Here is a 16,692-nt window from a genome sequence, read left to right on the forward strand (position 1 = left end):
TTATGTTTACTTTTTACGGCCGTGGCAGTTCTTGAACTTCTTGCCAGAACCACATGGACAAGGGTCATTTCTCTTTACATTAGACAGGTTTACATTCTCAGGCATATTTGGCGCCTTGGCAGAGATATTGCGGGTAGCTGTGGTATTGATAGCCCGCTCTGTCCGAGGGCGCTCTTGCTCATGAATCTGTGCTTTCATCATCAGACGAGTCACGTCAAACTCAATAGAGCCAATCATGTCGTTGAACATACGGAAGCTTTCTGCTTGATATTCGACAACTGGATTATTTTGTGCATAACCGCGCAGTCCAACAGCATTGCGCAGCTGGTCAAGGGCGTCGATATGGTCAGTCCACTTGCTGTCCACCACGCGCAGAATCAAGACCTTCTGGAATTCACGTACTGCTTCTTCGTCTCTTAGCTTAGCAATCTGACTGTCATAGACTTCCAATGCGCGTTCAAACAGATAATCTTTGATTTCTTGGTCAGACTTGCCTTCCAAATCGCTGTCAGAAATAGAATCTTCTGAAACCAAGTTATACTTAGCAAAGTTTAAAATTGCTTCAATCTTATCATCCTGATCAGAGTGGCTGCTACCATCAACGATGCGATTGATAGTCCGTTTAATCATAGCATGGATTTCAGGACTGAGGTCGCGATCAGCAGTAATGACATCGTGGCGCTCAGCATAGATAATTTCCCGCTGCTCACGCATCACGTCATCATATTGCAAGACTTGTTTCCGCGTATCGTAGTTATTTCCTTCGACACGCTTCTGAGCTGCCTCTACCTGACGGGTCAGCATGCCAGACTTGATAACAGAATCTTCGTCACTAAGGTTCATTCGATCCAAGAGGGCTTTAATGCGCTCTGAACCAAAGCGGCGCATAAGCTCATCTTCCAATGACAGGTAAAATTGTGACTCACCTGGATCACCCTGACGGCCTGAACGTCCGCGCAGCTGATTGTCAATCCGGCGGCTTTCATGGCGCTCTGTACCGATAACGCAGAGTCCCCCCAGTTCGCGAACACCTTCACCCAACTTGATGTCGGTTCCCCGTCCGGCCATATTGGTCGCAATAGTAACCGCACCACGTTGGCCGGCGTTCATGATAATTTGTGCTTCTTTATAGTGGTTTTTTGCATTAAGAACTTCGTGAGGAACCCCAGCTTCTACCAATTTCTTAGAAATATAATCACTGGTTTCAACCGCAACGGTACCGACCAGAACAGGCTGCCCTTTTTCATGACGCTCTTTAACATCCTGAACAACTGCCTTAAACTTAGAATCAATACTTGGGTAGAGCAGGTCAGAATGGTCAATACGTGCTACCGGACGGTTGGTTGGAATTGGAATAACACGAATGTTGTATGTTTCGCGGAACTCTTCTTCCTCTGTCTTGGCTGTACCTGTCATACCGGACAGCTTCTTATACATACGGAAGAGGTTCTGATAAGTAATGGAAGCAGAGGTCTTTGTTTCTTCCTGAATCGGAACACCTTCTTTAGCTTCAATCGCTTGGTGGAGACCATCAGAGTAACGACGTCCCTCCATTGTCCGACCGGTAAATTGATCGACAATCAGAATTTCCTGATCTTCACTGACCACATAGTCAATGTCAAGGAGCATGATGTAGTTAGCTCGCAGGGCATTGTCGATAAAGTGAGTCAGGGCAACATTTTCAATATCATAGAGATTGTCCAGCTTGAAGTAGCTTTCTGCCTTGTCAATACCTGAGTCAGACAGACCAATCGTCTTAGACTGAACATCGATGATGTAGTCGTCCTTATCCAGCGATTTAACATAGTGGTCAGCCATATGATAAAGCTGGTTGGTATCTGAAGAAACCGGTCCGGATACGATCAATGGTGTCCGAGCTTCGTCAATCAGGATTGAGTCCACCTCATCGACCAAGGCATAGTTGAGTGGACGCTGTACCATGTTTTCAGCGCGGACTACCATGTTATCACGCAGGTAGTCAAAGCCGATCTCAGCATTGGTTGAATAGGTAATATCACAAGCGTATGCTTCTTTCTTCTCAGATGGAGACTTAGCTGCCAGATTGATACCGACAGAAAGGCCCAGCCAAGAATAGAGTTCACCCATTTCAGTCGCGTCACGCTCAGTCAGGTATTCATTGACTGTGACAACGTGCACACCTTTGCCTGCAAGGGCATTTAGGTAAACTGGCATCGTCGCAGTCAAGGTTTTTCCTTCACCGGTACGCATCTCCGGAACGTCACCATGATGGAGAACGACCCCCCCCATAACCTGTACCTTATAAGGGAAAAGTCCCAATACCCGCTTAGCTCCCTCACGGACAACCGCAAAAGCTTCAAATAAGAGCTGATCTAAAGTTTCACCATCGGCATAGCGTTTCTTGAATTCTTCTGTTTTTGCCTGGAGTTCTTCATCAGACAAGGCCGCCATTTCGTCTTCATAAGCCAAGACTTTGTCAGCCATTTTTTCTAATTTTCTTAATTCACCTTTATCATTTTCAATGATAGTCTTTAAAATATTCGCCATTTTTTTCCTTACTATATAATAATCTTTCTGATTTTTAGAATGTTCTTTTCATTATAGCATGTTTTCCTATATCTTTCAAGAATGAAAAAAGCAAAAAAGCTCCATTAGACTGTGCTTACAGAACTGGGAGATGGCAGGAGATTAGAGGCTAAAAAAGAAAAGGCAGAGGTATTGCTCTGTCTTTTCGGGTCTAAACAATACAAGCGTAAACTAGTCTACTTTTTTCTTCTTAATAAAGAAAGCTGTTCCTGATAAGATCTATCACTCCTTGAACATTCTACCGCTATTTTGGCTACTTAAATTCCAGCAAGCGCATGGTGTCTTGGGCAATCATCAATTCTTCATTGGTTGGAAGAATGAGAATTTTAGCCTGCGACTGAGAATTTTGAATAAAGAGCTGTCCTTGCTCGTTAGCTGCCTGATTCAAAGAAAGTCCTAAGCAATTGAGCTTTTGAACGACCAAGCTACGGATCAAGGCTGAATTCTCGCCGATTCCAGCAGTGAAAACCAAGGCATCCAGACCATCTAAATCTGTGATGTAGCTTGCAATGGTCTGAGCGATGCGGTTGACAAACATATTGACTGCTAGACTAGCTTTTTCATCGTCTCTGTCACAAGCTTCCAGAACATCTCTTAAATCATTGCTGAGCTGGGAGATTGCTAGTAGACCGGATTCTTTATTGAGGACATCGCTTAATTGCTGGGCTGATAATTTTTCCTGTTCTAGCAAAAAAGGAAGAATCATAGGGTCAATATCACCTGAGCGGGAGCCCATCATCAGGCCAGCCAAGGGGGTGAATCCCATCGAAGTATTGACAGACTGACCATTTTTTATAGCGCAGATACTAGCACCATTGCCTAAATGGCAGTTGATAATCTTCAAATGTTCCGTAGCTTCTCCTTGCCCTTCCCAAATCTCTTTTACCTTTTGAGCAATATACTTGTGACTCGTTCCATGGAAACCATACTTCCTCAGACCGTATTTATGATAATATTCCCAGGAAAGAGGATAAAGATAATAAGCTTGTGAAAGGCTTTGATGAAAGGCCGTATCAAACACAGCCACTTGTCCTGTCTCCGGCAAGGCCTTTTGGAAAGCTCGAATCCCTACCAAGTTGACAGGGTTATGGCTAGGAGCTAAGAAGGATAGCTTCTCAATTATGGATAGCACTTGCTCGTCTATCAAAGCAGAATCATCAAAGGATTCTCCGCCATGGGCTACGCGATGACCGACTCCATCTATCTCGTCCAGAGAAGCAATCAGCTTCCGCTCTAAAAGAAAGTTCAGCAAGTAATCCACGGCAAATTGATGCGAAGGAATAGCCAGCAGTTCCTTTTCTTTTTGACCTTCAAATTCAATCTTAAAAATGCCTTCCTTTAAGCCAATCTTTTCAAAAATTCCTTTCACCAAAAGGCTTTCATCAGGCATACTGAGCAGTTGAAATTTTAATGACGAACTGCCCGCATTAATCGCAAAAATTTTTTTAGACATATTTTTCTCCTGAGCAATGAAAACAGTGATTTTTCCAAATAACGTTTTTTGAAAACTGAAACTTTCCATTGCTGCTTGTTAGATAAATAAGCTAGCTTCAACTGGTCGGCTAGCTTATTTACTATTTTATATATTACATAGCATTGACTGCCAAGACAGCCAAGACAGCGCCGATAGTCGGTCCTACAATTGGCACCCAAGCATAAGCCCAGTTTGCATCTCCTTTATTCGGAACTGGCAAGAGGGCATAAGCAAGGCGTGGGCCGAAGTCCCGGGCCGGGTTGAGGGCAAAACCTGTCGTCGAACCCAAAGACAAGCCGACCGCCATAATGAGGAAGCCAACTAAGAGCGGAGTGAGTCCAGGCGTGATTTCGCCGTGCGTTATCATCAAAAGTGCAAAGATGAAGAAGAAAGTCGCAACGATTTCGCTAAGCAGATTAAATGCTGGATTCTGGATGGCTGGTCCAGTAGCAAATACGCCAACTGAGTTGCCTTCTTCTGCCTTGGTTTCTTTGAAATGGGGATAATAGAAGAGCACTACAATAGCCGCTCCGACAAAAGCCCCTAGAATCTGAGCGATGATATAGCCCACCACTTGTTCCCAAGGGAAGATGCCACCCACCGCAAAGGCAATAGTGACAGCTGGGTTAAGGTGACCGCCAGTATTATAAAATCCTGCCGTATAGACACCCAAGGTCACTGCCAAGCCCCAGCCAAATACAACGGTAAACCAGTTGGGAGAGAAACCTTTTGCGAGACTCTTATTAAGACTGATAGACGCTCCGATTCCATTCCCAAAAACCATCAGAACCATGGTGCCTAAAAATTCACCTAGATATTTTTCCATACTCCATACTCCTTCATTTCGAAATACTTTATACTCTCTCCTCTATATTGCTTCTACAGCGCAATATAGAGTCTAAGAAAGTATAAGAGAAATATGCTCGTGAAATAGGAGAAAATCCCTAGCTCCAAAGCATGGATTGCAAGCGGTATTCTCTCCTCTGATATTATTTAATTTGCTAGATTGCTTCTCTACAGTCCTACAGCATACTCAGCAATGGACTGGTCTTCTTCAGAACTTCCTCCGCTGACGCCGATACCGCCAATCATCTCTGACTGGCAATAAATAGGAATGCCACCAGCTAAACTAACAACCTTATTGTCAGTCATCGTTTCCAGCTGGTAGAGCCACTGGCCAGGCTGAGTTAAAGGTGCTAAATCCTTGGACTGCATCCTCATGCCAACAGCTGTGTAAGCTTTCTTATAAGCCATATCGTTACTCACTAACAAGGCATTTTCCATACGATAGGTCATCACGACTTGTGCTGCTGGATCAACCACCGTTATCACGACGGCTAGTCCCAGCTCTTCAGCCTTGCGTCTGGCCCTTGTTACCAATTCCCAGGCATCCTGATAGATATTTGTGAAAAGAACAGGCTCTTTATCCAGTAAGGTTTGGCATCTGGCAAGGACTTTTTGGATGATGATGTCCTGCAATTCTGAGTTTCCTTCCCAGCTTGATAGTTCTGGACTGCTGAGCTCGTCTTTCTCTCTATCTCTAGCCATCCATTTCACCTCTTTTCAGTAGTTGATACGGACATCTTTTTGAATTGATCGGAACAAGTCAAAAAGATGCTTCTAACAGGTCAGATTTTTTAAACGGGACTCCCTTGACCAAACGCGCTGCATTTGAGCCAAATAGGCGCAAAACGTGGTCTGGTATAGCGGAATAATCTTTGATGCGATAGATAAATTTTTCAAGCGGCAAGTTACGATAATGGAGGACTGCATCTCGTCCGTCACAGGCAATCCCTACTAACAGCTGGGATTGATTGGCAGCCACATGCGCTAGTGATACAGGATCGCTAAGTTCATCTGGGCTGATTAGACTAAATGGGATACCTTCCTCTTCGATACCGTAGCCGATTTGTGCCACCTTATCCGCAGGAGCATTGTCCGTAGCTATCAGCCTAATGGTGGGCTTTCTAGTATAAGCTAATTCCATAGTCGGCCCCCCATTTCTCTCTGACATAGGTCAAAATCAGTCCGGTCGCTACTGCATTTCGAGGCCCTACCAAGCCACGCACATTACCTCGACCAGCTACAATGGCATGCTGAGAGAGGGCTTCAGTCACTAGCTGAGGTATTTCAAAGTCCAAAGCTGAGCCACCCACGATGACAACGAAAGGAATGTCTCGAATATTCTGAGTAGGACTGACACGCTTGAGAGCCCGAACTGCATTGGTAACAAAGACTCTTTCCTTGGCAGACTGTCGAACGAGTTTGATTTTTTCGATAGAGTAGTCTCCGTCATCAATAGGAACAAATTCATCATTTTCCTTGACGATGACGACTCTGGCAAACAAATCTCCAGACAGCGGCTTGTCAAAAAATTGAACAGTGCCGTCTTCATGCCGGATATGGAAAAGACTTTCTACCTTAGCCAAAGGATATCGTTTGATGTCCTCTGCCAGATGATGATTTTCCAGTCCCAACTCCGAATTGATCAGCATGGTTACCATATCACCGGCACCGGCTAGATGGACAGCCAAGATTTGACCCCTGCTATCGATAATGGAAGCATCTGTCGAGCCTGCTCCTAAGTCCAAAATAGCCAAGGGGCGATCCGTCCCTGGTGTAGTCAGAGCCCCGAGGATAGCTGATTCAGCTTCTGCTCCACCGATTTCTACGGTAATACCCAGCTCACGTTCGACTTCTTGGGCAATGATGGACATTTGCAGCTTGTCAGAATTTACCATAGAGGCTATACCGACAGCCTGCTCCATAGAAAACTCTCCAGCCACACCACCGCGCACAGAAATCGGAGCAAAAGTATTGACGGCTAGTAAGTCACGGATATAAATGTCGGAAGGCTCTTTCTCGGTCAGGTTAGCCATAGTTTGACGAACCTTCTCCAGCATGCCACCAACATTGGTCCCCGCCTCTCCGACAACATTGCTAATCTCGCCAGCATAGACAATCTTCTCCATAATCTCATCGGCACCCTTGGAAATATCCACCTTTAAGGTATGCTCCTTGCCGATAATTTGGATACTGCCTGCTGGAATCGTCCGAGCCTGAACGTCGCCTGCTGGTGTCTTAATCACGACAGCTGAGCGGTTGCCAATGAGGGCACGGGCAATGGGAACGATGCTTTTCGTCTCTTCTGCACTCAAGCCGAACACTGTCGCAATGCCATAGGGATTGGATAATTGGGAAATTACCTTCCCCTGCTCTACCACTTCAACAGCAGCTTGCATGCCCAAAGGCACCTTGTCAATAAAGAGAATCTCATCCACGATTGGAATCTTCTGGCTAATGCGGTTATTGACCAGAACCCCATCATCCGCTTGCAAGATTGCAGCGGTAATCTGATAGCCCTTGGCTAGATAGGCATTGATCAGCTGGGCAACCAAGTCAAAATCAATAATCTTTGGCACTACCACGATGTATTTCCCATCAAGAGGATGATGAACCAAATCGAGAATATCTACTGTGAGTCCAATCCCCAGACCCAGTCCGCCTGGAGTACGAGGATTATGACCAATCATGGTAGACTCAGTAATGACCGTCTCCGTAATGGTTTCCATGGCAACATCACCGATAACAGGTGTCGCTTCATTGATCCGAATCAAATCAACTTGCCCCAGTTCAAAGGATGTTTGCTCCATCAATTTTCTCAGAGATTGATAAATCCCGTGGACATTTTCCTTGGTCCCCTTGATACCTGTTGTATCCGCAATGGCTGAGGCAAGAAAGTGAATGCTTCCATCATCTTGCACTTCAGCTAAGGCAGACTCGGTCGAAGAATTTCCTATGTCTACTCCAATGATTCGTTTCACATTTTCACCTCCACCAAGATTAGGCTATTTTGAGCAGCATTTATAAAAGAAGTGACAATAATCTTTTTTCAACCCAAAATAGCCTTGGTAAAACCGGATTAGTTGTCACCTTTCAACTTCTTGCGGCGCTCATAATTTTCAGCGGCTTCTCTGACAAAGCCTGCACAGATAACAGCTCCATATTGGTTTTCCAATTCATTGGCAATATCCAATAATTCCTGTTTGGAAGACCGGTAAGGGCGCAGGGCATTGTAGATTTCCAGCACACGCGCATCCGGAACCTTGGTCAGTTCCGCAGCCCGAGAAAAGTTATACTGGATTGCTTCGCGGCCGGCATTCTTAGCAATTTCGCCTTGCTTAATCAAAATCTCTGGCTTAATCCGCAAATCCTCTGCAGTTACATAGCCAGACAAGATATTTTCCAGTGTAATATCTTCGAATTTCTTATCCTGACCAACCTTTATCCAGTCTGGGTGTTTTTTAGAAATAGGATAATCAGCCGCTGTCGCTTCATCAGAACTGACAGGACGACTGGTTGATCCTTGACTAGCTGAGCCGCTGTCGCTTAGCTCGGCTAATATTTGTTTTACTAATGTTTCTACTGATTCACTCATTCTGATTTCTCCTTGTAGACATCATATGCATCAAATCACCTGACATTCATCAGCTGGTTTTCCTCTTTTAACCAGTTTCGTTTCCTTGATATGCAGCAAGGCTGAGTAGGCCTGATACTTAGGACGAGCCATTTGGTCGTTAAGGGTTGGCACCGGATTTGGTGTTTCACCCTTGGCATACTTAGCAGCATTTTTACCAATCAAACGATAGGTTTCAGGAGTTAACAAAGGTGCCTGCGGGAAGAGTTCCAGATTACTGAGCGGTGGCAAATCACGTTGGTGAATAACCGTTGTTCCCTTAGACTGAACACCGATAGAAATGCCAGAACCAGACAAGTGGTCTCCTTCTACTGCTACAAAGGCAACGTCAGAAGAACGATAGACCTTGACAATGCGAGCCTTGAGCCCTTCTTCTTCGATACCAGCCACCAGCTGACGCAGTACTTCCGTATGAGGAATGTCCACCATCGTCTTCACCTGCTGTTCTCCAAAGGCAGGTCCAACTGCAATAACGACTTCATCCGTTGACTGGCTAGGTTTAGCCACACCAACTGTACGGATGACAGCTTTTTCATTGGACACAGGCTTTGTGACAGGCTTTTCGCTTGTTTCAGCAGCTGTTTCGTTGGTATTGACGCTCATCTCTTTCATCACTTCTGCAATAATGGAGCGCAGTAAAGTTTCATTTATCTCTGTCATCTTAGCTCCTCCTATACATCACGCGGGTCAATCGCTTTAGGAATGTCTTTGACTTTTTCCCATTCTTCGCCGACCAGACGATGGCCTGTACCGACACCAACATAGTCATTCGGTGAATTCACCGCTGAAATAACATTCCAATCTCGATCAAAGATAGCAGATGTTTGCAGGAAATCCCCTGCTACACGTTGCTTGAACAAATTGAGCAGCTCATTGGCAACTTCTGGGAAGCCATTATTAGCCAAGGCTTTGATCAAATCAGCCCCTTGAACTCCGCGTTCCAGAATACCCTGAGCAGCCTTGATGTCTTCAACCTTATCCCGCTCTGGCATATCTTTAGAGCCATGAGCATAGGTCGCTGCTTCGACTTCTTCGTCGGTAATTGGCGGCAGGCCCAAGCCTTTGAAAAGTGCTTGCATAACGCGTGCTGCCTTGTTCCGAACCTTCACAACTTCCTCTTCACGTACAGGACGAAGACCACCGTCTACCCGCAGGTCACGTTGCAAGACATTGTAGTCGTCAAAGTCTTCCGCATCCCAGTTAGAGCCGGCAAACATATTGTCATAGTTTGGCGTAGCAGAGTAGCCAGAGTTGATAAAGTCTGTACCTGGCGCAAACTGCATCAAAGTCCGAACGGAGCGACGTAAGTCTGAGTGAGTAAAGGTTTGGTCGTTTGATGAAGCACATTCCAAATCCAGCATGCTGGCAATCAAGTTTTCAGCAACGACCGCCCGAATACCACTCGGAACAGCTGCTGGAATACCGATACAGCTTACTGATCCATTCTGAGTTCCTTGAACCCCAGCTGCTTTTGTTACATAGAGACAGCGAGCTTCCAGATAGAGCATGGACTTGCCTTCGGCTTGTCCCATCTGCACTTCAGACCCTGTACCGGAAGTGAAGCGCATCTTAAGTCCACGAGAGGCATAGGCTGAAGCCAGAAAGGCCTTGGACCAAGGTGTATCATCTCCATCAGTGAAGACATCTTCTGTACCATAAACAGAGATGGTCTCAGCATAGGCCGTAAAGCCACGCATACCAAATTCTAGTTCTGTCGCTTCTTCCAAGGAGCACTGAGTCAGTACCCCAGGACGGCCCACTTGGGAGCCAATCATCAGAGACAGGGCATTAAAAGGAGCGTAACGCACTACGGCAACCGTTGTTTCCTGCTCTGCAAAACCACGCAGGGCTCCTTCAGCTGCATCTGCAGCAATCTGAACTGGATTATCATTGACGTTAGTGACGTGGGCTTGCGTAGCTGTTTGCTTACGGGTCCGCATCTTTTGCAGACACATCATGATTTCCACGACATTCATCTGATTGACTACTTCAATGATTTTAGCCGGAGTCATGGCCTTGGTCAGCTTGATGATTTCTGTCCGAGGCACATTCGGTGTCAATATTTTATTGGCAATCTCTCTTGAGTCCATCTGAATAACTTCTTCAGCTCGACTCAGGTCAATCCCGTAGTTGGCAATGAACTGGTCAATCAGGTCAAATTCTTCTTTTGGTTTGCCGTCTAACTCAACCACTTTCCCATTTTGAATTTTGATACTGGGTTTAGGGTCATTGGGGCTTTCCATAGCTATCAAACCTTCTTCAACCCATTCTTTTACAAATCCATCTTGGTTGATAGGGCGTTCGCTTAATACTTCAAAACGTTTGGATCTCATACCGTTTCCTCCCTCTCACTCTTAAATGTAAGATGGCTGTGAGTTGGTTGGCTCGTCACCCATACTGCCTAAAAGTGCTAGTCCAACTTCACGCGCTGAGATAACTGATTGTCTAACTGCTCCAGAATCCCCACTGATAAAGAGGATGGCTTCGTTTGAGTGGCTGGTGCCACCATTTCCTGGAGAAGCATAGCCGACAACAGTAACGTTGGCAGCCTTGACAGCTGTATCTGCCATGACAACACCAATGGCTGCAGGTGCTCCGACAATCAAGCCAAAAGCACGGCCGTATTCAGCACCAAAGGCAGTCTGACAAGCATAGCTAGCACGCGCAGTATACTGGAGTTCAATATGCCCTGCATCATTAGCATAAACATCACCAAAGGTTCGATCCACTTCCTTCAAGGTTACTTCCACAGCTCGTCTGACATCTGATACATCTTCACCACCGAAGATAATCAAACTTCCGTGTCCAGCACCGCCCTTAGTATCACGAGGTAATTCGATTTTAACAATTTCTGTATTGGTTGCTTTGACCGCTTCATCAGCAGCCATGATATGAGGACCTGCACCGGTACGAGCACCGACTACACCAATTGAGCGATAGCTCTTTTCTAGCTTCATAGCATCCAGCACCTGCTGGTCCACATTGGCAATGACAAGTCCAATTGTATCGCCTATCGGATTAACACCGACAAATTCTGTAATATTGCATTTGTTTTCCATAAGACAGCTCCTTTCGCTGACATATATTTTGAAGCGCTTACAATTTTAGGGAATAAGGAAATCAGATAAGGGGAGCACCATAACTATACGCCTCTTTCTGATTCCATTTTTTTACTTTTTTCGGGTCAAAAGAATAGATTATTCTAAGGTTTTCTGTTAGAATGAGTATGGTTGTTTTTTATAAAGGAAAAAATTCTGCATTCTCAAAAAGAGCCTAACCAACTTTTTTAGGAATGCCAAGCTAAGCCTACAAGAAATATACTTGACAGGCCTTTCCCTTCAAAAATAACAATCGCAGAGACAGATAACAGATGATAAACTTTTCGCAGGGTTGCTCATCTTCTATCTGTTTTTTTATTTTCCATCATTACAGAATGGCAGGACAGCAGGCCGCTGTCCTGCCATTCTAGTAAATCCGATAGTTCCAGCATCCAACAAACTAGCCTTGCCAGTCAGCCGGATAGGTGACATAGATAAAGCGGGCCTTATCTCTGACAGAGAACTGAATGTCGCTGCCTTTAGGGATAAAGAGTACTTCGCCAGGGCCAGCTGTCATGACTTCGTCACCAACGATAATATCAAGACGCCCTTCAATAACATAGTCCACTTCATCATAGTCCAGATGCCAAGGGAAAGTTGTCTTTTCCATGGTCATCAGACCCAAGCCCAATCTTGGGCTTTCGTCTAAGGTCAGCAAGTCTCGTGTATAAACTTGATGGCTCGAATCACCTGTATCCAAGCGATCTTCTGGACGAACATCCAGACCAGGCAGGGCGATAGAAGCTACGCCTGCCTTGCTGACTTTTTTCCCACCATCTTTAGTGGCTAATTCTTCCAATAAAATCTTACGAACCAATGTTTCTAGGTCAGAACGATTAATATCTGCCATACTTCATACCTCCAAGTCTAAGCTTCCTTCTTCGTTAAGAAGAAAGCCAGTAATACCGCTGTGATACCGCCGACAAATTTACCAATCATCATCGGCACAATCATTTCCGGTTTTTGACCAGCTGTGAAGCCTAGGTGATCTCCGATAACAAAGGAAGCAGATACGGCAAAGGCTACGTTAATAATCTTACCGCGTTTGTCCATATCCTTCATCATCTGGAACATGGCAATGTTATTAGCCAGAGAAGCTACCAAACCAGCTGCACCAACTTCGTTCATTCCTAGGGATTTTCCGATAGCAGAAAGCGGTTTGTTGGCTACCTTGGTAAAGACAGCTACCAGACCAAAGGCTCCAGCCAAGGTTACGGCAATCGTTCCGACAACTTCAAAGGCTTCCTTCAGTGTCTCAGCACCTTTTGGATAGAGGCTGATGAGCCATTCATTTCCAGTCAGAAGCTGCGCTGCACCAAAAGCCAAACCGAGCGTTGCCAAGATAACAATAATCTGACCAAACACTTCAAAACCTTTAATCATGGCATTAGGTGCCAAAAGCAATCCTATGAAAATCAGAGCAGATACAATGATAATCGGGATAAGATTGACAATCAAGGTTCCAAAAGGCAGACCAGGCACAAAAATTCCTCCAAGAAGACAGCCAATCGGAACAGTTACCAAACCGTATAGGATTCCGCGAGCCAAAAGCGGACGGTCATCTTTTTCGATAATACCCAAGGCAACTGGAATTGTAAAGACGATGGTTGGCCCCATCATAGAGCCCAGTACAAAGGCAGCAAAATTTCCTACCGCTGGATCCTGAGCCAAACTAAGAGCCAGAGGAGCTCCTCCCATATCATTGGCAATGAAGGTTGTCGCAAAGATAGACGGGTCAGCGCCCACCAAGCCATACAAAGGCACGACAATTGGTTTCAAGACATCCGCCAAGAGGGGAGCGATTACCATAATCCCAGCCATAGAAAGAGCCAAAGCTCCCATAGCCATGATACCTTCTTCAAATTTTTCACTTAGTCCTAGTTTGCCACCGATACATTTATCCACTGCACCGATTAGCATGAATAGAACCATGATATAAATGATAATTTCATTGATACTCATAACATTACCTTAGTTTCTAATATTCTTCATCACTGTGATAGTCAACCTTGTCAATGATAGCCACAACGACCATATCCACAGGGATATTCGTCTTATTTAGGCTCATCCGGGCAGAACTGCCAGTGGTTACCATTACTTGGTCTCCTTCGCCTGCACCGATGCAGTCGGCCACAATAAGCAGAGCTGGGTCACTTTGATGTTCATTTAGCTGCCGTTCGACCACTAAAAATTTCAAACCATTTAAATTTTCGTCTTTTCTAGTCGCCCAAAGGCTTCCTTTTACTTTACCAACAAACATCTCTACCCACTCCTTTATTCTATGATTTCTATTTTTTGACGTTTTAGATAATCTCTCGCCAAGGCTGTCACAATCATTCCTTTTTCTATTTTAAAGCTTCCATTTTCAGGTAAGCCCATTTCTCTCAGCCTCTTCTCTGTAAGCAAAACCGGCTTGCTCGGATCCTTAGCCTTCTGACTGACTTCTTCTGTCACCGCCCGCTTTTCAGTCGGACGAGGCTCTTCAGCATGATTGCTTTCTAGGAGTGCTAAGAGTTGGCCTTCTTTATAAAATTGCAGACCGTAGCGGATCAGCTTTTCGCGCTGTCCCTGCAGTTCCTGATACAAGTGCACTTTAGAAGATTGCTTGTACTGCTGAACAGCAAAGGCGCTGTCTGACACGAGGACTTTTTTGCCTTTCAAAAGACTCTTTAAAATGACTGCTTCCTCTACCGCTAAAGGGCAAAGGGATGAGAGTCTCAGAAAAGCATCAAAGCCAAGTGTCTCGACAACAATAATCTCTGCTGCGCAAGAATCTCTTACGACTTGAAAGCCTTCCCCTTCTAATAAGTCAGGAATCTTATCGCCTCCAATGACGTATACTGAGGGTTTCTGAGGCTTTTTCTTCAACTTTTCCATCAGGCGGTCTGTAATCAAATCTACTAAATGATCTAGATTTTCCATTCTTTACCTACCTTTTATTTGCTCATACGACTTATTTTTTAATAATCCGTCCGCGTGTTCCTTTTTTGAAACCACATGCATTGGCTTCATCGTAGTCGATATGCATATAGGTCGCAAACTTGGGACTAACACGGATGACCACATCATCAAATATCAGCGGACGAGCACCTTCTACTCTGACTTGTACAATCTCGTGATTTTTTACATTCAGACGTTCGGCATCTTCCGGTGTCATATGAACATGACGCTTAGCTACAATCAGGCCCTTATCCAGACAAACTGCCTTGTCCCCATGAGCCAAGATGACACCCGGTGTTCCTTCGATATCGCCACTTTCGCGAATGGGAGCCTTGGTGCCCAGCTGCAAACAATCGGTCAGGGAAACTTCTACCTGAGAATGTTTGCGAACAGGTCCCAGAATAACCACATTGTGAAAAGCGCCTTTTGGACCGACAACTGTCAGCCTTTCCTGACTAGCGAACTGGCCTGGCTGTGATAGGTCTTTTGCTTTTGTTAATTGATAGTTGGGACCAAACAAGGCTTCCAAATCTTCCTGACTCAAATGGACATGACGTCCGCTCGCTTCTACCTCAAATGACCCCTGCAATTCTTCCTGAACTTTATCAATTACTTTATTTACCAAATTTTCTAAAGTCATTGCTGTTCTTCTTTCTCTTGTTATTAGCTTGCTATCAACCAGAGCAAGACTTCAATTGATTTTAATAATTGAGAAACCTTACAAGCAAATTGATCTCTGTCACCATCAGCAGCCTGCTCCAATTCTTTGCGCAGGAGGGTCGTTTCGATATATGTTTCATAGCAATTCAGCTGCCAAGTCGGTTCTTGATAACTCATCATAACCGTTTCTTGATCGAGCTGTCGACTGACCCGAATGGCCTGCAATTCTGCATTGCTAGGCAGGTCTGTCTGGTAATCAGAAATATCATCCAGAATATGATGGCCGACGATTTGTTCTACTATGTTCAATAGTTGGCCAACTTGCTCACACTTTTCATCCTGAAAAGCCTGATGCAATTCTCTCTGGTTCTTCAAAAAGCAAGTATAAAGTTTAGTCAGTCTAAATAGTCGTGGATACACAGCAGAGTCCTCAAGGTTTGTAATCGGCACCCTGATAGCATCAGCAGCTGAAGCTGTTTTCCCTTTGGTCTGACCTGAACAGATAATTCGAATATGGTGATCATTGAGAAAACCTCTGGCTGCTGGCGTCAGTTTTTCATCTTTGTTTAATTCAAAGACACCGTTATCAGCGAGAACGGATTCTCTATAAAGCTTTCTAATCTTAGCTTCTGTAAAAACTGACATGTATTCACATCCTTCTACTCCGTTGATACTCTGTGAAAATCAATCTGATACTCTCCGAAAATCAACATTTCTGTCTAGTATCGAGCTGCTGCTCATAAGCTTCATTTTCACTGAGTATTCTATTTACCTCAGGGCCTGTATCAGGCCTAAACGCTACAATACAGGCCCTTTCAGCAAATATTTATCTGTCCCAGATTATTTGGGCAGAATGACTTCCACTTCAGCATGTGGACGTGGAATTACGTGAACTGAAATCAATTCACCAACATTTTCAGCTGCAGCTGCTCCAGCATCTGTTGCAGCTTTGACTGCACCGACATCACCACGAACCATTACAGTTACCAAACCAGCTCCGACTTGTTCTTTACCAATCAAAGTTACGTTAGCGGCTTTGACCATTGCATCAGCTGCTTCAATTGCGCCGACGAGTCCTTTTGTTTCTACCATTCCTAATGCATTTGCGTTTGCCATGTTTATTTCCTCCAATTATTTTCTTGTTTTTAATTTTATCCGAAAGTCTGTAATCTTATTCTTGATGAGGCAAGATTACTTCTACTTCAGCATGTGGACGTGGAATTACGTGAACTGAAATCAATTCACCAACGTTTTCAGCTGCAGCTGCTCCAGCATCTGTCGCTGCTTTGACTGCACCGACATCACCACGAACCATTACAGTTACCAAACCAGCTCCGACTTGTTCTTTACCAATCAAAGTTACGTTAGCGGCTTTGACCATTGCATCAGCTGCTTCAATTGCGCCGACGAGTCCTTTTGTTTCTACCATTCCTAATGCATTTGCGTTTGCCATGATTGTATCCTCCAATTATAATGTT

At 44.8% G+C, this 16,692-nt stretch carries 18 protein-coding genes; all 18 read right to left on the reverse strand.

Annotated features, from left to right (window positions below; genetic code table 11):
* Positions 1–6: 6 nt before the first annotated feature.
* A complete protein-coding gene (gene secA, locus MFP28_RS08970) occupies positions 7–2,526 on the reverse strand; it encodes a preprotein translocase subunit SecA (RefSeq protein WP_002907130.1) in 2,520 nt (839 codons plus the stop codon).
* Between the two features lie 292 nt (positions 2,527–2,818).
* The gene (locus MFP28_RS08975) at positions 2,819–4,018 is read right to left on the reverse strand and encodes an acetate/propionate family kinase (protein WP_080556474.1); all 1,200 of its coding nucleotides are present in this window, start codon (positions 4,016–4,018) and stop codon (positions 2,819–2,821) included.
* A 133-nt stretch (positions 4,019–4,151) separates the two neighbouring features.
* On the reverse strand, positions 4,152–4,865 hold the full coding sequence (locus MFP28_RS08980) for an MIP/aquaporin family protein (RefSeq protein WP_002907132.1): 714 nt from the start codon (positions 4,863–4,865) through the stop codon (positions 4,152–4,154).
* 188 nt (positions 4,866–5,053) lie between these two features.
* Positions 5,054–5,587, reverse strand: coding sequence for a GlcG/HbpS family heme-binding protein (locus MFP28_RS08985; protein ID WP_002898183.1), 534 nt, complete (start codon positions 5,585–5,587; stop codon positions 5,054–5,056).
* 58 nt (positions 5,588–5,645) lie between these two features.
* Positions 5,646–6,026: a glycerol dehydratase reactivase beta/small subunit family protein gene (locus MFP28_RS08990; RefSeq protein WP_002898186.1), complete on the reverse strand. Its 381-nt coding sequence runs from the start codon at positions 6,024–6,026 to the stop codon at positions 5,646–5,648.
* Positions 6,007–7,863 carry a diol dehydratase reactivase subunit alpha gene (locus tag MFP28_RS08995; RefSeq protein WP_002907133.1) on the reverse strand — a complete coding sequence of 619 codons (1,857 nt, stop codon included), beginning with the start codon at positions 7,861–7,863 and terminating at the stop codon, positions 6,007–6,009. Before MFP28_RS08995 ends, MFP28_RS08990 begins: the two co-directional genes overlap by 20 nt.
* Before the next feature lie 98 nt (positions 7,864–7,961).
* Positions 7,962–8,477 (reverse strand): diol dehydratase small subunit, encoded by a 516-nt coding sequence (locus tag MFP28_RS09000; RefSeq protein ID WP_002907134.1) that lies wholly within the window; start codon positions 8,475–8,477, stop codon positions 7,962–7,964.
* A gap of 30 nt (positions 8,478–8,507) precedes the next feature.
* Positions 8,508–9,176 carry a propanediol/glycerol family dehydratase medium subunit gene (locus tag MFP28_RS09005; RefSeq protein WP_002898192.1) on the reverse strand — a complete coding sequence of 223 codons (669 nt, stop codon included), beginning with the start codon at positions 9,174–9,176 and terminating at the stop codon, positions 8,508–8,510.
* Positions 9,177–9,187: 11 nt separating this feature from the next.
* Complete coding sequence (locus MFP28_RS09010; RefSeq protein WP_002907135.1) at positions 9,188–10,849, reverse strand: propanediol/glycerol family dehydratase large subunit; 1,662 nt, start codon at positions 10,847–10,849, stop codon at positions 9,188–9,190.
* Between the two features lie 21 nt (positions 10,850–10,870).
* Positions 10,871–11,602: a propanediol utilization microcompartment protein PduB gene (pduB, locus tag MFP28_RS09015; protein ID WP_260425614.1), complete on the reverse strand. Its 732-nt coding sequence runs from the start codon at positions 11,600–11,602 to the stop codon at positions 10,871–10,873.
* Positions 11,603–12,014: 412 nt separating this feature from the next.
* The gene (locus MFP28_RS09020; RefSeq protein WP_002898196.1) at positions 12,015–12,464 is read right to left on the reverse strand and encodes a cupin domain-containing protein; all 450 of its coding nucleotides are present in this window, start codon (positions 12,462–12,464) and stop codon (positions 12,015–12,017) included.
* Positions 12,465–12,481: 17 nt separating this feature from the next.
* Complete coding sequence (locus MFP28_RS09025) at positions 12,482–13,576, reverse strand: ethanolamine utilization protein EutH (protein ID WP_002907136.1); 1,095 nt, start codon at positions 13,574–13,576, stop codon at positions 12,482–12,484.
* A gap of 16 nt (positions 13,577–13,592) precedes the next feature.
* Positions 13,593–13,874: a EutN/CcmL family microcompartment protein gene (locus tag MFP28_RS09030; RefSeq protein WP_002896356.1), complete on the reverse strand. Its 282-nt coding sequence runs from the start codon at positions 13,872–13,874 to the stop codon at positions 13,593–13,595.
* Between the two features lie 14 nt (positions 13,875–13,888).
* Positions 13,889–14,536, reverse strand: a complete 648-nt coding sequence (locus tag MFP28_RS09035; RefSeq protein ID WP_002907137.1) for a hypothetical protein — start codon at positions 14,534–14,536, stop codon at positions 13,889–13,891.
* 31 nt (positions 14,537–14,567) lie between these two features.
* Positions 14,568–15,194, reverse strand: a complete 627-nt coding sequence (gene eutD / locus MFP28_RS09040) for an ethanolamine utilization phosphate acetyltransferase EutD (RefSeq protein WP_002896361.1) — start codon at positions 15,192–15,194, stop codon at positions 14,568–14,570.
* Between the two features lie 23 nt (positions 15,195–15,217).
* Entirely contained in the window at positions 15,218–15,859 is a 642-nt protein-coding gene (locus MFP28_RS09045; protein WP_002901058.1) for a hypothetical protein, read from the reverse strand.
* Positions 15,860–16,054: 195 nt separating this feature from the next.
* Positions 16,055–16,330, reverse strand: a complete 276-nt coding sequence (pduA, locus tag MFP28_RS09050; RefSeq protein WP_002896373.1) for a propanediol utilization microcompartment protein PduA — start codon at positions 16,328–16,330, stop codon at positions 16,055–16,057.
* 55 nt (positions 16,331–16,385) lie between these two features.
* Positions 16,386–16,667, reverse strand: coding sequence for a propanediol utilization microcompartment protein PduA (gene pduA, locus MFP28_RS09055; protein ID WP_002896374.1), 282 nt, complete (start codon positions 16,665–16,667; stop codon positions 16,386–16,388).
* Between the last annotated feature and the right edge of the window lie 25 nt (positions 16,668–16,692).

It is taken from the genome of Streptococcus sanguinis, assembly GCF_050234405.1.
Classification (GTDB): Bacteria; Bacillota; Bacilli; order Lactobacillales; family Streptococcaceae; genus Streptococcus; species Streptococcus sanguinis_W.